Source organism: Streptomyces sp. NPDC048257, from assembly GCF_043201855.1.
In the GTDB taxonomy this organism is placed as follows: Bacteria; Actinomycetota; Actinomycetes; order Streptomycetales; family Streptomycetaceae; genus Streptomyces.
This window is the reverse complement of the sequence record NZ_JBICZI010000002.1, coordinates 653,377-671,978: the sequence shown is the minus strand read 5'-3', so window position 1 is coordinate 671,978 and position 18,602 is coordinate 653,377. Positions and strand designations below refer to the sequence as shown.

General features: G+C 72.6%; 15 protein-coding genes and 1 pseudogene. 11 read left to right on the top strand and 5 right to left on the bottom strand.

All coding sequences use genetic code 11. From position 1 onward, the window contains the following. The first annotated feature begins 143 nt into the window (after positions 1–143). Positions 144–1,364, top strand: a complete 1,221-nt coding sequence (locus ACGFZK_RS07080) for an acyl-CoA dehydrogenase family protein (protein WP_393847799.1) — start codon at positions 144–146, stop codon at positions 1,362–1,364. Between the two features lie 4 nt (positions 1,365–1,368). Here ACGFZK_RS07080 and ACGFZK_RS07075 read toward each other — a convergent pair whose 3' ends face one another. Both ACGFZK_RS07075 and ACGFZK_RS07070 read right to left on the bottom strand, forming a co-directional pair. After that, positions 1,369–2,457 (bottom strand): sugar ABC transporter permease, encoded by a 1,089-nt coding sequence (locus tag ACGFZK_RS07075; protein WP_393847798.1) that lies wholly within the window; start codon positions 2,455–2,457, stop codon positions 1,369–1,371. Then, positions 2,454–3,659 (bottom strand): MFS transporter, encoded by a 1,206-nt coding sequence (locus tag ACGFZK_RS07070; protein ID WP_393847797.1) that lies wholly within the window; start codon positions 3,657–3,659, stop codon positions 2,454–2,456. Before ACGFZK_RS07070 ends, ACGFZK_RS07075 begins: the two co-directional genes overlap by 4 nt. Before the next feature lie 243 nt (positions 3,660–3,902). Here ACGFZK_RS07070 and ACGFZK_RS07065 point away from each other — a divergent pair, with 243 nt between their 5' ends. From ACGFZK_RS07065 to ACGFZK_RS07055, 3 genes are all read left to right on the top strand, one after another. After that, positions 3,903–4,580, top strand: a complete 678-nt coding sequence (locus ACGFZK_RS07065; protein WP_393847796.1) for a hypothetical protein — start codon at positions 3,903–3,905, stop codon at positions 4,578–4,580. Between the two features lie 149 nt (positions 4,581–4,729). Continuing rightward, positions 4,730–5,419 carry a sigma-70 family RNA polymerase sigma factor gene (locus ACGFZK_RS07060; RefSeq protein WP_393847795.1) on the top strand — a complete coding sequence of 230 codons (690 nt, stop codon included), beginning with the start codon at positions 4,730–4,732 and terminating at the stop codon, positions 5,417–5,419. 286 nt (positions 5,420–5,705) lie between these two features. Next, entirely contained in the window at positions 5,706–7,229 is a 1,524-nt protein-coding gene (locus tag ACGFZK_RS07055) for a serine hydrolase (protein ID WP_393847794.1), read from the top strand. Between the two features lie 17 nt (positions 7,230–7,246). Here ACGFZK_RS07055 and ACGFZK_RS07050 read toward each other — a convergent pair. Beyond that, positions 7,247–7,570 (bottom strand): annotated as a pseudogene (locus tag ACGFZK_RS07050) (IS5/IS1182 family transposase); the annotation flags it as partial. Between the two features lie 498 nt (positions 7,571–8,068). On the opposite strand from ACGFZK_RS07050, the gene ACGFZK_RS07045 reads away from it, so the two are divergent. Next, positions 8,069–8,707, top strand: coding sequence for a DUF4142 domain-containing protein (locus tag ACGFZK_RS07045; protein ID WP_393847793.1), 639 nt, complete (start codon positions 8,069–8,071; stop codon positions 8,705–8,707). Positions 8,708–8,716: 9 nt separating this feature from the next. Then, the gene (locus tag ACGFZK_RS07040) at positions 8,717–10,099 is read left to right on the top strand and encodes a DUF1996 domain-containing protein (protein WP_393847792.1); all 1,383 of its coding nucleotides are present in this window, start codon (positions 8,717–8,719) and stop codon (positions 10,097–10,099) included. A gap of 329 nt (positions 10,100–10,428) precedes the next feature. Here the strand turns inward: ACGFZK_RS07040 and ACGFZK_RS07035 are convergent, their stop codons facing one another. Further along, the gene (locus ACGFZK_RS07035) at positions 10,429–11,790 is read right to left on the bottom strand and encodes a helix-turn-helix domain-containing protein (RefSeq protein ID WP_393847791.1); all 1,362 of its coding nucleotides are present in this window, start codon (positions 11,788–11,790) and stop codon (positions 10,429–10,431) included. Between the two features lie 455 nt (positions 11,791–12,245). Here ACGFZK_RS07035 and ACGFZK_RS07030 point away from each other — a divergent pair, with 455 nt between their 5' ends. From ACGFZK_RS07030 to ACGFZK_RS07010, 5 genes are all read left to right on the top strand, one after another. After that, positions 12,246–13,199: a hypothetical protein gene (locus ACGFZK_RS07030; protein WP_393847790.1), complete on the top strand. Its 954-nt coding sequence runs from the start codon at positions 12,246–12,248 to the stop codon at positions 13,197–13,199. Between the two features lie 29 nt (positions 13,200–13,228). Next, positions 13,229–14,644, top strand: coding sequence for an NADH-ubiquinone oxidoreductase-F iron-sulfur binding region domain-containing protein (locus tag ACGFZK_RS07025; RefSeq protein ID WP_393847789.1), 1,416 nt, complete (start codon positions 13,229–13,231; stop codon positions 14,642–14,644). A gap of 136 nt (positions 14,645–14,780) precedes the next feature. Then, positions 14,781–15,767 carry an SCO0930 family lipoprotein gene (locus tag ACGFZK_RS07020; RefSeq protein ID WP_393847884.1) on the top strand — a complete coding sequence of 329 codons (987 nt, stop codon included), beginning with the start codon at positions 14,781–14,783 and terminating at the stop codon, positions 15,765–15,767. Positions 15,768–15,869: 102 nt separating this feature from the next. After that, positions 15,870–16,340: a hypothetical protein gene (locus ACGFZK_RS07015; RefSeq protein WP_393847788.1), complete on the top strand. Its 471-nt coding sequence runs from the start codon at positions 15,870–15,872 to the stop codon at positions 16,338–16,340. A 204-nt stretch (positions 16,341–16,544) separates the two neighbouring features. Beyond that, positions 16,545–18,119, top strand: a complete 1,575-nt coding sequence (locus ACGFZK_RS07010; RefSeq protein ID WP_393847787.1) for an alpha/beta hydrolase — start codon at positions 16,545–16,547, stop codon at positions 18,117–18,119. A 30-nt stretch (positions 18,120–18,149) separates the two neighbouring features. Here ACGFZK_RS07010 and ACGFZK_RS07005 read toward each other — a convergent pair whose 3' ends face one another. Further along, complete coding sequence (locus ACGFZK_RS07005; RefSeq protein WP_393847786.1) at positions 18,150–18,602, bottom strand: SRPBCC family protein; 453 nt, start codon at positions 18,600–18,602, stop codon at positions 18,150–18,152.

Sequence of the window (18,602 nt, the reverse complement as noted above, 5' to 3'; positions counted from 1 at the left end):
GCCTCTCCTCTCCTGGCGCGGCGGTGGCCGACGCCCGGGTCTTGCCGAATACGGGAACCCGGGAGCGTCCGCACCCGACCAGTTCCACGGACAGACAGTCGGCCGGCCGTTCCCGCGAGTTCCCGGGAATGAGGAGGAATGCAGTGACCGATCCAGACACGGACCGCAGCTCGTGCACCCAACAGCAGTTCACAGAAGGGGAGTTGAGGGGGCGGATCGATCGGTTCGTCCGCTCCCGGGTGATCCCCCTGGAGCCCGTACTGGACGGGGGCGGCCCCGCTGCGGCCGACGCGCTGACCGCACTGCGCGGCCGGGCCCGGGACGAGGGGCTGTGGGCGCTGCCGCTGCCCGTGGAACTGGGCGGCGGCGGGCTGGACTTCCGGACGTACGCCGGGCTGGCCGAGGCGGAGGGAGCCAGTGACCACGGTCCGGCCGCGCTGGGGTCCGCCCCGCTGCTCGATGTGACCATGCTGGCGCGGCACGGCGGGTCCGCGGTCCGTGAGGCGTACCTGAAGCCGCTGGTCGCCGGGGAGATGCGGACCTGCTACGCCATGACCGAGCCGGACGTGCCCGGCACCGATCCGTTCGGGACCGGCACCCGCGCCGAGCGCGGCCCGGACGGCAGTTGGCTCGTCACCGGCCGCAAGTGGTTCACCTCCGGCGCCGCGGGCGCCGACCTGGTGACGGTCATGGCCCGCACCGGCGGGAGCGCCGGTGCCCGCGAGGGGCTGTCGTTGCTGCTCGTGCCCACGGCGTCGCCCGGTTTCCGCGTCGTACGCGAACTCCCCGTCCTCGGTACGGGGGGCCAGTACGAGATCGCACTCGACCGGGTCCGGATCCCGGGCGACCACCTCCTCGGCGAGCCGGGCGATGCACTCGCGATCGCCGGTGAGCGGCTGCAGCTCGGCCGCACACTGCGCTGCCTGCGCTGGCTCGGCCAGGCCCAGCGCGCCTTCGACCTCATGTGCGAGCGGGCCGCCACCCGCAGCGGATCCCGCGGGCCCCTCGCCGACCAGCAGCTGATCCAGGGCCACGTCTTCGACGCCCTCCTCGCCCTGCGCACCACCCGGCCCCTCGTCCACGAGGCGGTGGCTCTGATCGATGCCGGGCAGGACGCGCGTACGGAGGTGGGGCTGGCCAAGGTCGCGGCCGCGCGCATGCTCCAGCAGGTCACGGACTCCGCCATCCAGGTCCACGGCGCCGCCGGGCTGGGTCCGGACACCCCGCTGCCCGCGCTCTTCCGCACCGGACGCGCCGCCCGCATCCTCGACGGTCCGGACGAGCTGCACATCACCTCCGTGGCCCGCCGCGTGCTGCGCGCGTACGGGCGGGAGGGGGAAGGGGAGGGTCGCGGCCCGAAGTGAGCCGCTACACGCGGGTGATGTCGACGACCCCGTGCAGGGCGGCGAGGCCGAGCGCCAGGAAGAAGTCGCCCCAGACGAGTTCGTGCCGGACCGCCAGCCCCTTCGCGGCGTCGTAGCAACCGTGCAGCAGCATCCCGGGCGGCCGGCCGGAGCCCGGGCCGCTGAGGTGGCTCTCCGCCAGGCGGCCGAGGATCGTCTCGGCCCGGTACGCGCTCTGCGCCGCACGGGGACCGGGAACACGGGCGAGTTTCAGCAGGGCGACCGCGGTGATCGCGGCGGCCGAGGTGTCGAGCGGCCCGTGCGGCCGGGCCTCGTCGGCCGCCGGGACGAGGCCGCAGGGCGGGAACCCGCCCTGCTCCAGCAGGAGTTCGGCCGCCTCGTGGAGACGGGCGGTGGAGCCGGCCGCCGCAAGGTCCGGGCGGAGCAGGGCGTCGGCGACGGCGAGGAGCAGCCAGGCCCGTCCCCGGCTCCAGCCCGGCGGCGGATCCGCGCAGGGCTGCCAGCCCGCGGCTCCGTCGAGGCGCAGGGCGGGCCTCAGGACCGGAGGGTTCGCGCCGAGGCAGAGGTCGAGGTGGCGGTGGAGGTGGGCGGCCGCGGCGGCGGCCCCGTGCGGCCCGGCCCCGGTCAGCAGCGGTACGGTCCCGGGCACGCCGTCCACCCGGGCGAGCATGCGGGGCCCGCCGAGCGCGTCCCCCCAGGGCACGAGCCCCAGTTCGCCGTCATGGGCCGACAGCACGGCCGCGGCGGCGCGGTCCCGCAGCGCGGTGGCCTCGGTGTCGTCGCCCGCCGGAGCGGTCCCGTACCAGAAGATCAGGCCGCGGGTGGCGGTGTCGGCCCGGACCCATGGTGCGAGCCGGGCGGTGCACGCGGCGGCGGCGCGGCGGTCGGCCCCGTCGCCGGTGTACCGCGCCCTCAGCCAGAGCAGCCCGGCCCAGAACCCGCCGGTCCACGAACCGCGGCCGGTGGTCGTCCACCGCCCGTCCTGCGGGTCGGCGTACAGCGGGAAGCGGGTGCCCACCGCCCCGGCGGTCACCGCCACCCGCTCCATGACGGCCGCGAAGGCGTGGTCGAGCCCGGTCGCGCCCGTGCTCACGCCCCGCCCTCCCGCCGGTCCCGTACGGCCCAGAGGAACGCGACGGCCGCCGCCGTCGCGAACTCCACCGCCACCAGCAGCCAGCCCGGCCCGTACCGGCTGCTCTGCGCGAGCAGGCCGAACAGCGGGGGTCCCACCGCGAATCCGCCGAAGAATCCGGCCGCGACCAGTGCCGAGTCCTGTCCGGCCCGGCCGGGGGCGGCCCGCTGCATGACCAGCACCATCGAGACGGCGTTGCCGGAGACGGCGAAGACGCCGACGGCGATCGCCCCGACCCACACCAGCGGGCCGGCCACCAGGGCGGCCGCGAGCAGTACCGCCGCTCCCAGGGCCCCGCAGGCCAGCCAGCCCGGCAGCCACTCGGCGCGCCCGGGCCGGGCCGCCTTCGACCACCCCACCCGGCCCGCGATCCCCGCCACGCCCAGTACGGCGACCAGGGCGGCCGCCGCCGTCGGGCCCATGCCCAGCCGCTGTGCGCCGAAGAGGGCGAGGTAGGTGTTGACGGAGGCGATGCCGGCTCCGAGGAACAGCGAGAAGAGCGCCAGCCATGCCACCATCCCCCGCGGCACGAGCGCCGTACGGGGACCCGCGGGCGGCGGGGCGGGGTCGGCGGGCAGTACGCGCAGTGCCCACAACCCGGCGAGCAGGGCCGCGCCCGCTCCCGTCCAGACCGCGCCCCGCCAGCCGATGCCGCCCGCCAGCAGGGCGAGCGGCAGTCCGGCTGCGAAGGCGCCCAGCTGCACACCGGACTGCTTGAGCCCGGTCACCGCGCCGCGCCGGGCGGGCGGCACGGCCCGCAGCACGGCCTTGTTCGTCGCCGGGTTGGCCAGAGCCTGGGGTACGCCGCCCAGTGCGACGGCGCCGAGCAGCAGCCCGGCGCCGGGCGCCGCACCGATCAGGGCGAGCGCCGCCGCGGAGACCAGCAGCAGGACCACCAGCGAGCGCCGCGGACCGATCCGGTCCACGATCCGGCCCCCCGCGGGGGACAGGACGGCGGCGGTGCCGAATCCGATCGTGGTCGTCAGCCCCAGCACCGCGGGCGACACACCGAGTTCGGTCACCAGGCGCGGGCCCAGCGCTCCCAGGAGGAACAGTTGCAGCATCGAGAACGCCATGGCGCAGGTGAGGAGCGCGGTCAACTGCCGCCCCGCCCCGTCGTCCTTCTCCACCGGCGATGCGGTCGCCGTCCCCTCCGCCGCCACGAAGTCTCCCTTCCAAGGACGTTGAACTCTCCGACCGAGCGGGTAGGCAGTCGGTGGGAGCGGCGGGCCGGTTCCCCCGTTCCGTTGTGCCCTGCACCACATGAGGCGTGCGGCCCGGCCGTGACAAGGCCGGACGCGGGAACTTGTCCGGAAGTGCGCACCCTGATGTGCGGCTCGAGAGGCCGGTGCAAGGATGAGCCCTCCATGAACCCGGTCCGCTGTTTACGCGCCGTGAGGGCTGCGATGTTCGCAGCCCTCTGTGTGCTGCTCGCGGCCACCGGGCACATGCTCATGTCGGGTGCGGCGGTTCCCTGGTGGGCCTTGTCCGTCGCGTTCCCCGGCACGGCGGCGACGGCCTGGGCCCTCGCCGGCCGCGAGCGCGGACTGCTCGCCGTCACCTCGGCGGCCGTCGCCGTCCAAGGCCTGCTCCACGCCGGTTTCTCCCTGTCCCAGTCCCTCGTCCCGGCCTCACCGACGGCCGGATCCGGGCGGATGTCACCGTCGCCGCCGGGCAGCGGAACGCAGGAAGCCGCAGCTCACGTACACCCCTTCATGCACGGGACGGCGGACGCCGCGTCCGCCGTCAGCGGTGGGTCCGGCGCGGCCGGCGGGCAACTGCCGGCCGGAGTGCACGACGCGGCCGCCATGTCACCGGCCGGCATGCTGGCCGCTCACCTGCTGGCCGCCGTGCTGTGCGGGCTGTGGCTCGCCCACGGTGAGCGGGCCGCCTTCCGGGTGCTGCGCGCCGTCGCCGGACGCCTCTGGACCCCGCTGCGGCTGCTGCTCCGTACGGCCGCGCCGGTGTCCCACCCGCCGCGCCTGCGGAGGGGACACCGGCGCCGGCAGCGCGCGCCGCGGCGGCTCTTCCTGGTCCACGCCATCACCTCGCGGGGTCCGCCGGCGGGAACCGCTGTCCTCTGACAGCTGGTTCCCCGAGCCGCGTCCGCGACCGCTCTCGCGCCCGCGTACCGCGCCTCGGGCCTCGGTCGTGCCTTCCGGCAGGCCGTACTCCTCACCGGCCCCGCCGCACGCGGCGCCGGACCCCCCTTGCCCGTAAGGACCTTGTGGCGATGACTGCTGCCCTGACGACCCCTTCCTGTACCGCCGGCGACCGGCCGGCCCGGCGCACCCAGGACGCCGACGCCGCGGTGACCCTGCTGGCGCTGGACGCCCGCGACGGCGATCCCGTGAAGACCGACCGGTTCGTGCGCGCGCTCCAGCGTGACGTCTGGCGCTACGTGGCCTACCTCAGCGCCGACACCCAGGCGGCCGACGACCTCACCCAGGACGTCTTCCTCCGTGCGCTCGCGAGCCTGCCCCGGTTCGAGGGCCGTTCCTCCGCGCGCACCTGGCTGCTGTCGATAGCCCGGCGCACGGTGGTGGACAGCCTCCGGCACGCGGCGGCCCGGCCCAGACTCTCGGACCGCTGTGACTGGCAGACGGCTGCCGAGCAGACCCAGCCGTACGACGTGCCGGGCTTCGAGGACGGCATCGCCCTCGCCGAACTGCTCGCCGTGATCCCGTCCGAGCGCCGGGAAGCCCTGGTCCTGACCCAGCTGCTGGGTCTGTCCTATGCCGAGGCGGCCACGGCCATCGGCTGCCCCATCGGTACGGTCCGCTCCCGCGTCGCCCGGGCCCGCACCTCCCTCATCGCGCTCCTGACGGACACCCGCGCGGCCGAGCCGGCGCCGGAGCCCCCGGCCTCGCGGCCCGACCGGGCCGCCGAGCGCATGCTCACGGCGGCAGCGGCGCTCGCCTGACCCTCCGGACGTGCCGACGGGAGGGCCGCGGGGCAGCGCTTGCGCCCCCGGCCCTCCCCCGCCTCCGCGGGACACCGTCCCGGGCGCGGACGGGACCGGTACGTCCGGTCGATGCGCACTGGAAGCCCGAGGGGAGGGGAGCGGAAGGCCGCTCGAAGGCGCCCGGTTGCTTCCGGATCGGGCCCCAGTCCACCACGGCGGCGGGCCGCGAGAGCGGCCCCGCCGCCGTTTCCCGTGCCCCGGCTCTCCCCGGGCGCCCGACGCGGGACCGGCGTTAAATGGACGTATGCGGCGCAACAGCAAGCGGAGAGGGCTGGCCCTGGTCGCCGGGCTCGCCCTGACGTCCGGGACCGCCGCCGCCGCCGCACCGTCGCCGAGCCCCGGTGACTTCGACGTGGCGAGGGCCCTGGACACGCTGGATTCGCAGGTGCAGGACGGCATGCGGCGCACCGGGGTGCCCGGCGTCTCCGTGGCCGTGGTCCACGACGACAAGGTCGTCTACCTCAAGGGCTTCGGTGTCCGCAGCACCGATGCCCCGGGCGACAAGGTCGGCCCGGACACCGTCTTCCAGCTCGCCTCGGTCTCCAAAGCGGTGGCCTCCACCGTCCTGGCACAGGCCCTCGGCGCAGACGGCTTCGACGACCCGCTCAAGGACGTCACCCTCAAGGACCCATGGGTGAGCTCGCACGTCACGGCGGCCGACTTGCTCTCGCACCGCTCGGGCCTGCCGGATCACTCGGGCGACCTCCTTGAGGACCTGGGCTACGACCAGGCGTACATCCTGTCGCACCTGCGCTACGAGCCCCTCAGCCCGTTCCGCACCAGCTACGCGTACACCAACTTCGGCTTCACCGCGGCCGCCGAGGCCGTCGCCAAGGCCAAGGGCGTGCCCTGGGACAAGCTCTCCGAAGACCTGCTGTACAAGCCCGCCGGGATGACGCACACCAGCTCCCGCTTCAGCGATTACGAGAAGGCGGCCGACCGCGCCCTCACCCACGTCAAGACCGACGACGGCACCTGGAAGCCGCGCTACGTGCGCGACGCCGACGCACAGACCGCGGCCGGCGGCGTCAGCTCCAACGCCCGGGACATGGCCCGCTGGCTACGCCTCCAGCTGGGCGGCGGAAAGCTCGACGGCAAGCAGGTCGTCAACAGCGCCGGCCTGGCCGAGACCCACCTCCCGCACAGCATCAGCCAGCCGCCCGCCGAACCGAACACCCAGCCCGGCTACTACGGCCTGGGCTGGAACGTGCGCTACGACGACCACGGCCGCCTGCGTCTGAGCCACGCCGGCGCCTTCGCACTCGGCACCAACACCAACGTCACCCTGGTCCCCGCCGAGAAGCTCGCGATCGTGGTGCTCTCCAACGGCGCCCCCACGGGTCTCCCCGACACCGTCGCCCTCAATTTCTTCGACACCGCCGAGTTCGGCAAGCCCAGCCGGGACTGGCTGCCCGTGGTGGCCGAGGCCTACAAGCAGCAGCTCGGCGAGGGCCGCTCGAAGACGGACTTCGCCAAGCCGCCCGCGGACCCGAAGCCGGCCCGCGCGGACAGCGCGTACACCGGTACGTACACCAACGCGTTCTACGGGCGGGCCACCGTCACGGCCGGCCCGGGCGGCGGGCTGCTGCTGCACCTGGGACCGAAGCCGATGGCCTTCCCCCTCACCCACTACGACGGGGACACCTTCAGCTTCGAGACCGCCGGCGAGAACGCCATCGGCCGCACCGGGGTGACCTTCACCGACGGCAGGATGCGGGTGGAGTACCTGGACGCCAACGGCCTCGGCACCTTCGAGAAGGGCAGCTAGGGCGTGTCCTTCGCGGGTCACCTGGCCGACCGGATGAAGAGGGCGGCGAGGTGGAGTCCGGCGAGGTAGGTGGCGGCTGTCTTGTCCTGGCGGATCGCCGGGCCGCGCCACTGCCTGAGCTTGTTGCTGCAGCGTTCGACGGCGTAGGCCTTGTCGGCCAGGACCACGTCCGGCGTGACCCCGGGGCGGCCGACTCGCCGAGGCACCCGCAACCGGGCCATGACCCGCTCGAACGCGGGTGCGTCACCAGCATGGTTCGGCGTGAGGACGGAGGCCGGCGGCCCGCAGCGGCTGTCGGCGGCGAGGTGGATCTTGGTAGTCAGTCCGCCGCCGGAACGTCCGGGGGCACGGCCGGCCGGCTCGCCGGCCGACGCCCCTTGTGACGGGCCCCGGCGGCGAGCCGGTGGGGTCGTGTGCGACCGGCATCCAGGCGCAGCCGGGCGGCTCGGCCGCATCTGACGCAAGGAGGTCAGGTCCCTCGGGGACCGGTCCGGGCCGACCGCGCCCGGGGACGGGACGGCCGGGTCGTCGACGGACTCAGCGCTGCGGCCGGCGGCATGACGGCGGGCCCGCAGGCATGACGGGTGGCACCGCCCGTCCGTACGGGCCGACGCGCGGCAAGATATCAGCCTTCCGACGGCGCGCCGGGATGTTTGTCCGATGGTGATGTCCTCCGGCAGCGGCGCCGCGCCCGGCACTAGCGTCCCGTGACACCCCGGGAATGCGGGTGTGCACCGCACGGCATGTGCGGACCCTCCTGCCCCGCCACCCCCTCCCGGCCCCTGGAGCGAGGAGGCACAGTGCTGTCATTGCGGCGGAGATCCATCAGCAGCTTGTCGATGGCCACGAGATACACGATCGGAAGCGGCCTCGTCATCACCGCTCTTGCCCTCACCCTGATCGCGCTGCTGATACCCGTGGACAGTTTCGGCAGCCGGGCCTCGGCCGCCGCCACGGGTCCGGCGGGCGATGACGACGGCGGCGGAACGCTGAGCACGGCCTACGGGCCGCTGACCGCCGCGGACCGGGACTTCGTCCGCAAGGTCCGGCTCGCCGGACTGTGGGAGCTGCCCGCCGGTCGCCAGGCCCAGCAGCGCGGTACGCGCCCTGCGGTGCGTACGGCCGGGCAGCACCTCATCGACGGCCACACCGAGCTGGACCGGCAGGTCATTCAGGTCGGCGGGGCCCTCGGTATCGATCTGCCCAACCAGCCCTCCGCGCAGCAGCAGGACTGGCTGGGCCAGCTGAATCGTGCGCGCGGCGAAGAATACGAACGACTGTTCGTCCAGTTGCTGCGCCGAGCGCACGGAAAGGTGTTCGCACTGTTGGCCGGAATCCGGGCCCAGACCCGCAACTCCATGGTCCGAGCCCTCGCCACGTCCGCCAACACCACGGTTCTGGACCACATCACGGTCCTCGAAGACACCGGACTCGTCGACTTCGACGTGCTCTCCGACAATGTCCAACCGACGAAGTGAAGTGATCGCATGAGTAAAAAGGGCCACAAACGCCCACGGCTGTCGAACAAGGTCCTGGGCGTGATCTCCGCGCTCGTGCTGGGCGGTGGCGGGGTCGCCGTCGTCGCCGGAAACGCGTCCGCCGGCCAAGGGGGCAACCGTGCGACAGAGATGACATCGACCATCGACTGCCCCGACGTGGGAGAGAAACTCACCGCGGTCCCCGACCAGGCCAAACCCGAGGTCGACGAGAACCTCGCCAAGCTGGACGACCAGGTGGCCGACGCCTACCAGCGGCTCGCCGCCGGCAAGGCGAAGGGCGACGCCGCCCTCCTCGGTGACCTGAAGCAGCAGCGCGACAAGACGATCAAGGGCATGGCCGACGCGATAGGCCGCTCCGCCGAACGTCCCGCGGACCTCCAGTCCTTGAGCGCGTGCACGATGAAGGAGGCGCCCGCCGCGGACGACGCCGCAGCCGCGGCCGCGAGCAAGGGCGAGCAGGGGGTCGCCAACCAGGCCGCCGGGCAGAAGGGCGGTCCGGCCAAGAGCGACTTCGTCAACATCACCAAGATCCGGCCGAACGTGAAGGCTCCCGCGGCCCAGGGGGGCGCCTCGAAGGGATCCTTCACCTCCCAGTGCGGCCGCAACGACAACGGCCACTTCAACCCCGACAACGTCATCGTCGCCCCCGGCGTCTCCAACGGCGCGCACCACATGCACGACTACGTGGGCAACAACTCCACCGACGCCTTCTCCACCAACGACAGCCTGGCCAAGTCCGGCACCACCTGCGGCAACGGGGACCAGTCCAGCTACTACTGGCCCGTACTGCGCTTGCGCGACGGCAAGGTGGAGCGGGACGCGAAGGCGCCCGGCGGTGGCCAGGACGCCAACGTCGGCACCATCCTGAAGCCGAAGCAGGTGTCGATCGCCTTCAAGGGCAGCCCCGTCGGCAAGGTGACGGCGATGCCCCGCTTCCTGCGCATCATCACCGGTGATGCCAAGGCCTTCACCAACGGCACGGCCAACGCCAACGCCTCGTGGAGCTGCACCGGCTTCGAGAACCGCCAGCTGAAGGACAAGTACCCGGTCTGCCCGAAGGGCAGCGACGTCGTGCGCAGCTTCACCTTCCAGAGCTGCTGGGACGGCAAGAACATCGACAGCGCCAACCACCGGACCCACGTGGCCTTCCCGGACAAGAACGGCCGCTGCCAGAAGGGCTTCAAGGCCATTCCGCAGCTGGTCATGCGCCTCACCTACGGGGTGGCGCCGGGCGCCCGCTTCGCCGTCGACAGCTTCCCCGAGCAGTTGCACAAGCCGGTGACCGACCACGACGACTTCATCAACGTGATGTCGAACGGCCTGATGAACAAGGCCGTGGGCTGCATCAACGACGGACGTACCTGCCGCTGATCCCAGCGGCACGACTCCCCCTCCACTCCCGGGGCCGGACGCTCCTCTCCCCACCACCCGCGTCCGCCCCGGGAAAGGTGTTGGCCCGAAGCCGACTTCGGGCCAACACCGCACGCGTGTGTACGCCGCCGCCGCGTCCCCGGCGGCGTACACACGACGTTCCACTCCCGACGACACGAAGCGGCGCACGCCCGGCGGTCCACCCACAGCGGCGCACGCTCAGCACCCCACGCACCGCGGCTGCACACCGCGGCTGCACACCGCGGCGTACGCACGACGCAGCCCGGCCCGGCCCCGTGATACGGGACCGGGCCGGGCTGCGTGCGGTGCTACAGGCCGTTGACGCGAGCCATGCGTCCGACGACCAGGGGGGTGAAGTCCGCCTGGATCACGCGGGCGGCCCTGCGGCCCACCCTCGAGTGCTGACGGCGTACCTGGGCCATCAGCCGGCGGCTGCGCAGAGCCATCTCCAGCTCGAAGCGGGTACGGGGGTCCCGCAGGCCGGTCCCGAAGAGCTTCTCGAGCTGGCGCATCCGGTACCGCACGGTCTGCGGGTGCACACTCAGGGCCTTGGCGGCCTCGGGAGCCCCGCCGCCCTCCAGCCAGGCGAGCAGGGTCACCTCCAGCCGCTCGCTCTGGCGGGGGGTCAGATCGGCCAGCGGGCGGAGCCACCGGGCGGCCAGCGCGTGGGCCAGGGGCTCGTCCTGGAGCAGCAGCAGGGTCGAGAGGTGGTCGTCCACGAAGACGGGGCGGGCCTCCAGGCCCGAACGGGCGGGGGTCAGCGCGGACAGGCGCAGCGCCCAGCGCAGTGAGGAGGCCGTGTCACGGAGCGGGACCGCGTGGCCGACGGACGCGAACCGGCCGCGCAGCAGGTGTTCCAGCGGGCCGCGGGCGTCCGGGTCGGCACTGGGGACGAGCAGGCAGGGCCGGCTCGCGAACATGCCGACGAGGGCGTGGTCCATCGCGGCGGCGAGCTGCTGGGTCTCGCCGGGCGTGGCCGGCACGATGGCCCGTACGGCGGACGGGAGGGGCCAGCCGGCCTCCTCCGCGATTTCGCCGAGGGACATCTCGGATGCGGCCCGGTCGTCGGTGAGGGCCTTGAAGAGCTCCTGCCGCGCCCGGTCGCTCTCGCGGGCGCCTTCGTTGCGGGCCTCGCGCAAGCCTTCGCTGCGGGCCTCGCGCAAGCCTTCGCTGCGGGCCTCGCGCAGGCCTTCGTGCCGGGCCTCGCGCAGGCCCTCGTGACGGCCCTCGTTGCGGGCCTCGCGCAAGCCTTCGCTGCGGGCCTCGCGCAGGCCTTCGTGGCGGCCCTCGTGCGTGACTTCGCACTCGTCCATGGCCGCGATCCCGGGGGTGATCCCACGGCGGGCCTTGCTCTCGAACTTGTTCTCGACCTTGACGTCGACCTGGTTCTCGATCTCGTCCTCGCTCTCGGCCAGTTCATCGTGCTCGTCCGGTGCTTGTTCCCGGGGTTGTTCCTGATAGCCGAGGACGGTGAGGAGAGCCTCTTCCACCCGCTGCCGGAACAACTCGTCATCAATGGCATCGTTGTCATCGATAAGTGCGGAAAATTCCGGAATTCCATGCAGAAGCTCCTCCACTATCTCGGCGGCCAGCGCGGGGAGTTCCCTGCGCAGGACGCGCGTCCACTCGCCACGTGGGCGGGACCAGATGCGGTTCAGAAGTTCACACATCGTTTTCCTCGTTCGTGCCGGGGTGAGGCTTGTCCGGGGAAGAGCGACAAGCCCGCCGAGGTTGCCTCGTGCGTCAACGTCCTTTCCTGACACACGAGTTGCGGCCCTCGTACTCCCTCCTGGAGAGGTCCGGCCACTTACGGTCCCGTTCTTTTACCTTGATTTTGCCGTCGGGGACGCGTAGGTGGCGGGCGGCGCGGTGGCCTGTCGCAACCTCCGCTGGAGGGGAATCTTCCGGTGTTGTTCGATGCCTCGGAGACGCGCTGCGAGAAATTATCACGTTTCGATAAATCCTGTGGAGCTGCTGTGCAGCTCCACGATGCTGCTGCACTCCGGCCCCAAGTTCCCTCGGCCGGCGCGGAGTTTCACAGCGCTGCCGGGCAGAGACGACAACGACCCCCGGGTGCCGAGCGCCAGGTGGAGTGCTCGGACGCCCAGGCGCACAGGAGAACTGGATGCCCCTGCCCCAGCCTCACATGCCCAGCTCACACAGAGCCCGCCGCAAGAGCCGTCACGCGGCAGCGGCTCCGGCGGCCGGAAGGCGGGCCGTCCGGCGGCCCTCCCTCCTCCCCACGGCCGGAAGGCTGAGCCCCGGCGTGCTCTGCGCCGCGGGCGCGGCCGTCGTGGCCGTCACCGTGGCCGCCCGCGCGGGCGCCCTCAGCCATGTATGGGACTTCCTCGACTTCGGGGCGGGCGTCATATCGCTCGTCTCGCTCACCTCCACCGTCCTGTGGGGGCTGATGGCGACCGACCGGGTGATCCTGGGTTCGGGCCACCGGCTGCTCGCCCAGGGGGTGCACCGCGGCCTCGCCGTGTCGGGGCTCGGCTTCCTGGTCCTCCATATCTGGGTCAAGATCGCGGAACAGCGGACGACCGCCGCCTCCGCGATGGTGCCGTTCACGGACGACGCCCGGCCCGTCCTGGTCGGACTCGGCTCCCTGGCCGGATACCTCTTCATCGCGGTGGCCGTCTCCGGAGCGGCGCGCAGCGTGTTCGCCACCAAGCGCCGCTCGCTGTGGTGGCGGGCCCTGCACTTCGGCGCCTATCCGGCGTGGGGCGCCTCATTGGTGCACGGCCTGAAGTCGGGCCGCGCCGCCGACACCTGGGTCACGGTGGCCTACGCACTGGCCGTGCTCGGTATCGCCGGCGTGCTCGTGGTACGCGTCAGGTCCCGGATCCGCGACACGGCCACCCTGCCGCCCGTCCCCCAGCCCGTGCCGCAGACACCCGTCAAGGCCACCGTCCCCCGGCCCAGGCGCGGAACGCGTCCGGCGGCAGCTGCCGTGACCGCGAGCCCGGCCCCGCCGCCCCGGCCCGAACAACCGCCGCGTGCCGCCGTGTACGCACCGAGCCGGGTCAGCTCGACCGCGGACACCGAGCAGTTCGCCACCCCCGAGCGGTGGATGTGAGCGGCGACCCGCGCCCCAGCCTCGGCTGCGTGGGCGCCCCCCGACTGCTCGCCGGTCTGGACCAGGCCGAGCGGCTCGACCGCGTGGCCCATCTGACCACGCACGGCTCACTGCCGCGCTACCGGCCGGACGAACTCGTCGACCTCGCCGACAACATCGACCTGCGCGGCCGCGGCGGTGCGGGCTTCCCCTTCACCCGGAAGCTGCGCGCCGTCATGCAGTCGGCCCGCGGGCGGGACGGGCAGACCGCCGTCGTCGTCAACGGCAGTGAGGGCGAACCGAGTTGCCTCAAGGACACCGCACTGCTGCTGCACGCCCCGCATCTGGTGCTCGACGGAGCCCTGCTGGCCGCCGCCGCGCTGAACGCCGAGGACATCGTGGTGGGCGTCACCAGGGGCGACGTGGAGCAGTCGGTACGGCAGGCCGTGGCGGAACGTGGCCCGGCCGGCCGCCGGGTGCAGGTGACGCGGCTTCCCGAACGCTTCGTCACGGGCGAGGGAACGGCCCATGTGAACGGTCTGAACGGTGGCCCGACCCTGCCGTCCGGGCAGAAGGTGCGCACCAGCGACCGGGGCCTGAACGGCGTGCCCACCCTGCTGTCCAACACCGAGACCTTCGCCCAGCTCGCCGTCGCCGCACGGCTCGGCGCGCTGGACTACCGTACGACCGGCCTGCCCAGCGAGCCGGGCACCGTCCTGCTGACCGTCGCCGGCACCACGGTCGTCGAGACCCCGACCGGGGCCGCGCTCTCCTACATCCTGGAACTGTGCGGCACCGATCCGGGCCAGGGCGTCCTGGTCGGCGGCTATCACGGGAAATGGCTCGATCCGGGGTCGGCCCGCGCCGCCGAGGTGTCGCGGGCCTCCCTCGACTCGCTCGGCGCGAGGCTGGGCGCGGGGGCGGTGCTGCCGCTGCCCCAGGACACCTGCCCGGCCGGCGAGGTGGCCCGCGTGACCCGCTGGATGGCGAAGGAGTCGGCCGGCCAGTGCGGCCCCTGCGTACGGGGGCTGCCCGCACTGGCCGACGTACTGGAGGACGCCATCCGGGGCGGGGGCAGAGCCGCCCTCGAAATGCTGGAGGCGCGCATGAAGGCGGTCCTGCGACGCGGTGCGTGCAGCCATCCCGACGGCACCTCGGCCTTCGTGGCCTCGGCGCTCAAGACGTTCCCGGACGAGTTCCGGGACCATGCGCTCGGCAGCGGCTGCGGCAGACGGGTGCTGGGCGCCCTTCCGCTGCCCGAGGACGAGAGCCCGGAGCGGCTGGTGGTCGACTGGACCCTCTGCAAGGGGCACGGGCTGTGCGTGGACGTCCTGCCCGACGTGGTGCGGCTCGACGCGGACGGCTTTCCGGCCCAGGCGTCCATGCCCGTGCCGGTACAGCTGCGGCAGAAGGCGCTGCGCGCGGTGCGGCGCTGCCCGGCCCTCGCACTGCGCATCCAGGACTGAACCATTGCCCCGGGTTCAATCTTGGCGCGATCTGACAAATTCCCGGGGATATTCGCTTCCGCCGCTGCGGGCCCCGTATCAATTACCGGGGGCAAGAAAACGCGGAACCGAACCTGAAGGAGAGATCGTGAAGAAAATGCGTCGTGAGATATTCGCCGGGTCGGCGGTCGCGGTACTGATGATGACGGCCGCATGCGGAAGCTCGGACAATTATGGGGGAAAGGGAAATTCAGTTCAGCCGGTGGGCGACAGCAAACAGGTCGGATCGGCCTACGGCGACGTCTACGGAAGCGGCGCCGGAAGCGGTTCGGGTGCCGTCCCGGCGGGCCAGGCCGGCAAGACCGGCCCGGCCGGACAGCTGAAGGTGAGCGAGATCCAGGGCCTGGGTTCCGGGGTCACCGACAGCGCGGGCATCACGCTCTACCGGTTCGACAAGGACACTCCGAAGCCCCCCAAGTCCAACTGCGAGGGGGACTGCGCCACGGCCTGGCCCGCGGTGGCCGCGGACGACGCCTCGGTCAGCGAGGGAATCGACGCGGCTCTCCTCGGCTCCGTCGACCGGGCCGACGGAACCAAGCAGCTCACGCTCGCGGGGTGGCCCGTCTACCGCTACGCGAAGGACGCCAAGGCGGGCGACGCGCTCGGCGAGGGGGTCGGCGGCACCTGGCACGTGCTGGGGCCGGGCGGTAAGCCCGCCGGTGCGGGCAAGGCCGCGGGCGCCGGGGCGGAGAAGGAGGAGAAGGCGGACACGGCGGCGAAGGCCGGCGAACTGACCGCCGTGCAGAACCCCGAACTCGGGACCCTCGTGGAGGACGCGGAGGGCAAGACGCTCTACCGGTTCGACAAGGACAGCGCCTGGCCGATGAAGATCGGCTGCGTGGACGCCTGCACGGACACCTGGAAGCCCGCCAAGCCCGTCGACAAGGCAAAGGTAAACGGAATCGCCCCGGAATTGATTGGAAAGGTGAAGCGGCCCGACGGTACCGAGCAATTGACGATCGACTGCTGGCCGGTTTACACCTTCACCGGGGACAAGGAGCCCGGGGACACCACCGGGCACAACAACAAGGGCCTCTGGTTCGCCATCACGGACAAGGGCAAGAAGGCCAAGGTCGTCGGCTAGGACATATCCGCGGCGCGCTCCGCTCTCCCCCGAAACGCGTGGTGCCCGGGACCTCCCCGCCCGGGCGCCACGACCCCTCCCCGATCAGCCAGAGAGGCCGTCATGCCGTCCACCGACCGCCGCACCCGCCGCGCCCGGCGGATCCGCCCGTCACTTCCGGCCGTCGCCGCGGCGTGCGTCGCCGCGCTGCTGTGCGGGGGCTGCGCCGCGAAGGCGTCGGCGCACCACACCCCGGCCGGGGCGCAGAAGACCGCGTCGGCGACGCCCGCAACCTCGATCGAGCAGATCGCCACGGCTATCGGCTGTACCGCCGAAGTGAACGTGGAGGCAGAGGAGTTGCGTCAGGGTGGTTGCGAGACCGGGCAGGTCGTCTACCGCATGGTCACCTTCGCCGCCGAGAAGGGCCTGCACGCCTGGCTGACCGAGGCCCGGATGTACGGCGGCATCTATCTGGTCGGGGACCGATGGGTCGTCACCGCACAGAAGGAGGAGGCCCTGACCGCGCTGCGCGGACGGCTCGGCGGCGCCCTGGAGACCGGCGACTCCCACGACGGCGGCCACTCCGGCCACTAGGGGGTGTCTTGCCCCTGTCCTGTGAGTCGCGCGTCGGTCGGCCCCCGGTCCTGTACCCGGGGGCCGACTGCGGCGTGTCGGCCACTTGTCCTGATATCGGCTCGTTCGTGAGGAGCACAGGGCACGGCCCTTCGGGATGATTCGGCGCGGCCTGGCGTGCAACAAGGTGGACGTGTAAGCGACTTCACCGAAAGGAACCGCTCAGTGCGTCTGAAACGCTTCGCACCACTGGTCGCCGCCGCCGGACTCATCGCCACCACCGTGCCCCTGCTCTCCGCCACGCAGGCATCCGCCGCCCCGGCCACGGACTACCTTCGGCAGAAGCCGGCCTGGCACCGCTGCAGTCCGGAGCAGCCGGCCTCGTACGAGTGCGCCACGCTCAAGGTCCCGCTCGACTACCGGCGTCCCGACGGCCGCACGATCGACCTCGCCATATCCCGGATCAAGAGCGAGAACCCCGCCAAGCGGCACGGCGCCATGCTGCTGAACCCCGGCGGCCCGGGCGGTTCCGGGCTCGACCTGCCGCTGCTGATGAACGGGGCGATGCCGAAGGACGTACGGGACGGTTACGACCTCATCGGGTTCGATCCCCGCGGGGTCGGCGCCAGCAGCCCGATCACCTGTGGACTGACGGACACCGAGCAGAACTTCGACCGCGCCTACCGTCCGGAGACCTTCGGCTCCGACGTGACGTGGGCGCGCACCGTCGCCGACAAGTGCCGTGAGAAGGCCGGTTCGGTGCTTCCGCACATCACCACCCGCAACACGGCCCGGGACATGGACACGATCCGCGCGGTGCTGGGCGAGCGCAAGCTCTCCTACCTGGGCTACTCGTACGGGACCTACCTCGGCGCGGTGTATTCGCAGATGTTCCCGGACCGCACGGACCGCTTCGTGCTGGACAGCGGTGTGGACCCGCAGCGGATCTGGCGCGGCATGATCCAGGTCTGGGCCACCGAGGCCGAGCCGGCCTTCGCGCGGTGGACGCAGTGGGCGGCGGAGCGCTCGGCGGAGTACAAGCTGGGCGACACCCCGAAGGCCGTGTCCGAGACCTTCTGGGGGCTGGTGGCGCGTGCCGACAAGGAGCCGATCGAGCTCGACGGCATGAAGGTCGACGGGGACACGATCCGCTCGGCGCGCGGAGTGTTCTTCTACCCGGCGCAGGCCACCCCGATGGTCGCGGCCCTGAAGGCCGCGGCCGAGGGCAAACCGCTGCCCGCCGGTGTGACCGCGACGGAGCTGAAGCGGCTGCTGACGGGCGGCGCGGCGGCCGAGCCCGCATCCGACAACGGCACCGCCGTGTTCTGGGCCGTGGTGTGCGGGGACACCGGCAGCTGGCCCCGCTACACGGAGCAGTACGAGCGGGACGCGGCGAAGGACAAGGCCAGGTACCCGCTGTACGGGGACTTCGCGTCCAACATCAAGCCGTGTGCCTTCTGGGACCGTCCGGTCGAGGCGGCCACGCCGATGAACAAGAAGGCCAACGTACTGACGGTGCAGAACGAGTGGGACTCGCAGACCCCGCTCGTCAGCGGCCAGGGCCTGCACAAGGCCCTCAAGGGCTCGCGGATGGTGCTGGCGGCGGGCGGTGAGGGCCACGGCGTGTACCTCTTCGACCCCACCTCCTGCGCCAACGCCCCGGTCGACGCGTACCTGACCACGGGCCGGCTGCCCGCCCAGGACGTGACCTGCCAGAACCCGCCGGCCGCGGCCGAGCGGCGCGAGTCGGCGGCGCCGTCGAAGCCGCTGCCGTTCCCGTCCGGCCCCGGCCGGTTCTGACACCGGCCGGACCCGGGCCCGGCACGGGCTCTAGCGCGTGAGGGACGCCTCCGCGGCCGCCTTGATACGGCGGCCGAAGTCGGGGGCGTCCTTGCGTGCCGCGCCGAGCGCGAGGCCGACGAGCAGCTTGCCGATGCCGTGGCCTTCGAGGGTGTTGAAGATGCGGACGCGGGTGCGGTCGCCCGGAAGTGGCTCGAGGTCGTAGCCGCCCTCCGCCGTGACGAGGTTGCGGGTCTGCTCCGTCCAGCGGATCAGGTGCGGCGGGTCGAGGCCGACGATGCGGAACTCGCGGCCGGTCTTCATCCCGGCGTCCTTGACCGTGCTGCGGAAGACCGTACCGAGCGCCGTGGGGCCGTCCGGGGTCTTGGTGATCTCCTGGACGCGCGGGCTGAACTCGGGGTCGTGCCGTCCGTCGGCCAGGTAGGCGAAGACCGCCTCCACCGGCCGGTCGATCTCGACGCTCGCCTCGAACTGTCCGGACAT

Bases quoted from the DNA above. Each gene is read 5' to 3' on its own strand.
- ACGFZK_RS07035 (WP_393847791.1), bottom strand. From the start codon at position 11,790: ATGTGTGAACTTCTGAACCGCATCTGGTCCCGCCCACGTGGCGAGTGG.
- ACGFZK_RS07030 (WP_393847790.1), top strand. From the start codon at position 12,246: ATGCCCCTGCCCCAGCCTCACATGCCCAGCTCACACAGAGCCCGCCGC.
- ACGFZK_RS07040 (WP_393847792.1), top strand. From the start codon at position 8,717: ATGAGTAAAAAGGGCCACAAACGCCCACGGCTGTCGAACAAGGTCCTG.
- ACGFZK_RS07065 (WP_393847796.1), top strand. From the start codon at position 3,903: ATGTTCGCAGCCCTCTGTGTGCTGCTCGCGGCCACCGGGCACATGCTC.
- ACGFZK_RS07045 (WP_393847793.1), top strand. From the start codon at position 8,069: ATGGCCACGAGATACACGATCGGAAGCGGCCTCGTCATCACCGCTCTT.
- ACGFZK_RS07060 (WP_393847795.1), top strand. From the start codon at position 4,730: ATGACTGCTGCCCTGACGACCCCTTCCTGTACCGCCGGCGACCGGCCG.
- ACGFZK_RS07005 (WP_393847786.1), bottom strand. From the start codon at position 18,602: ATGTCCGGACAGTTCGAGGCGAGCGTCGAGATCGACCGGCCGGTGGAG.
- ACGFZK_RS07020 (WP_393847884.1), top strand. From the start codon at position 14,781: ATGCGTCGTGAGATATTCGCCGGGTCGGCGGTCGCGGTACTGATGATG.
- ACGFZK_RS07015 (WP_393847788.1), top strand. From the start codon at position 15,870: ATGCCGTCCACCGACCGCCGCACCCGCCGCGCCCGGCGGATCCGCCCG.
- ACGFZK_RS07055 (WP_393847794.1), top strand. From the start codon at position 5,706: ATGCGGCGCAACAGCAAGCGGAGAGGGCTGGCCCTGGTCGCCGGGCTC.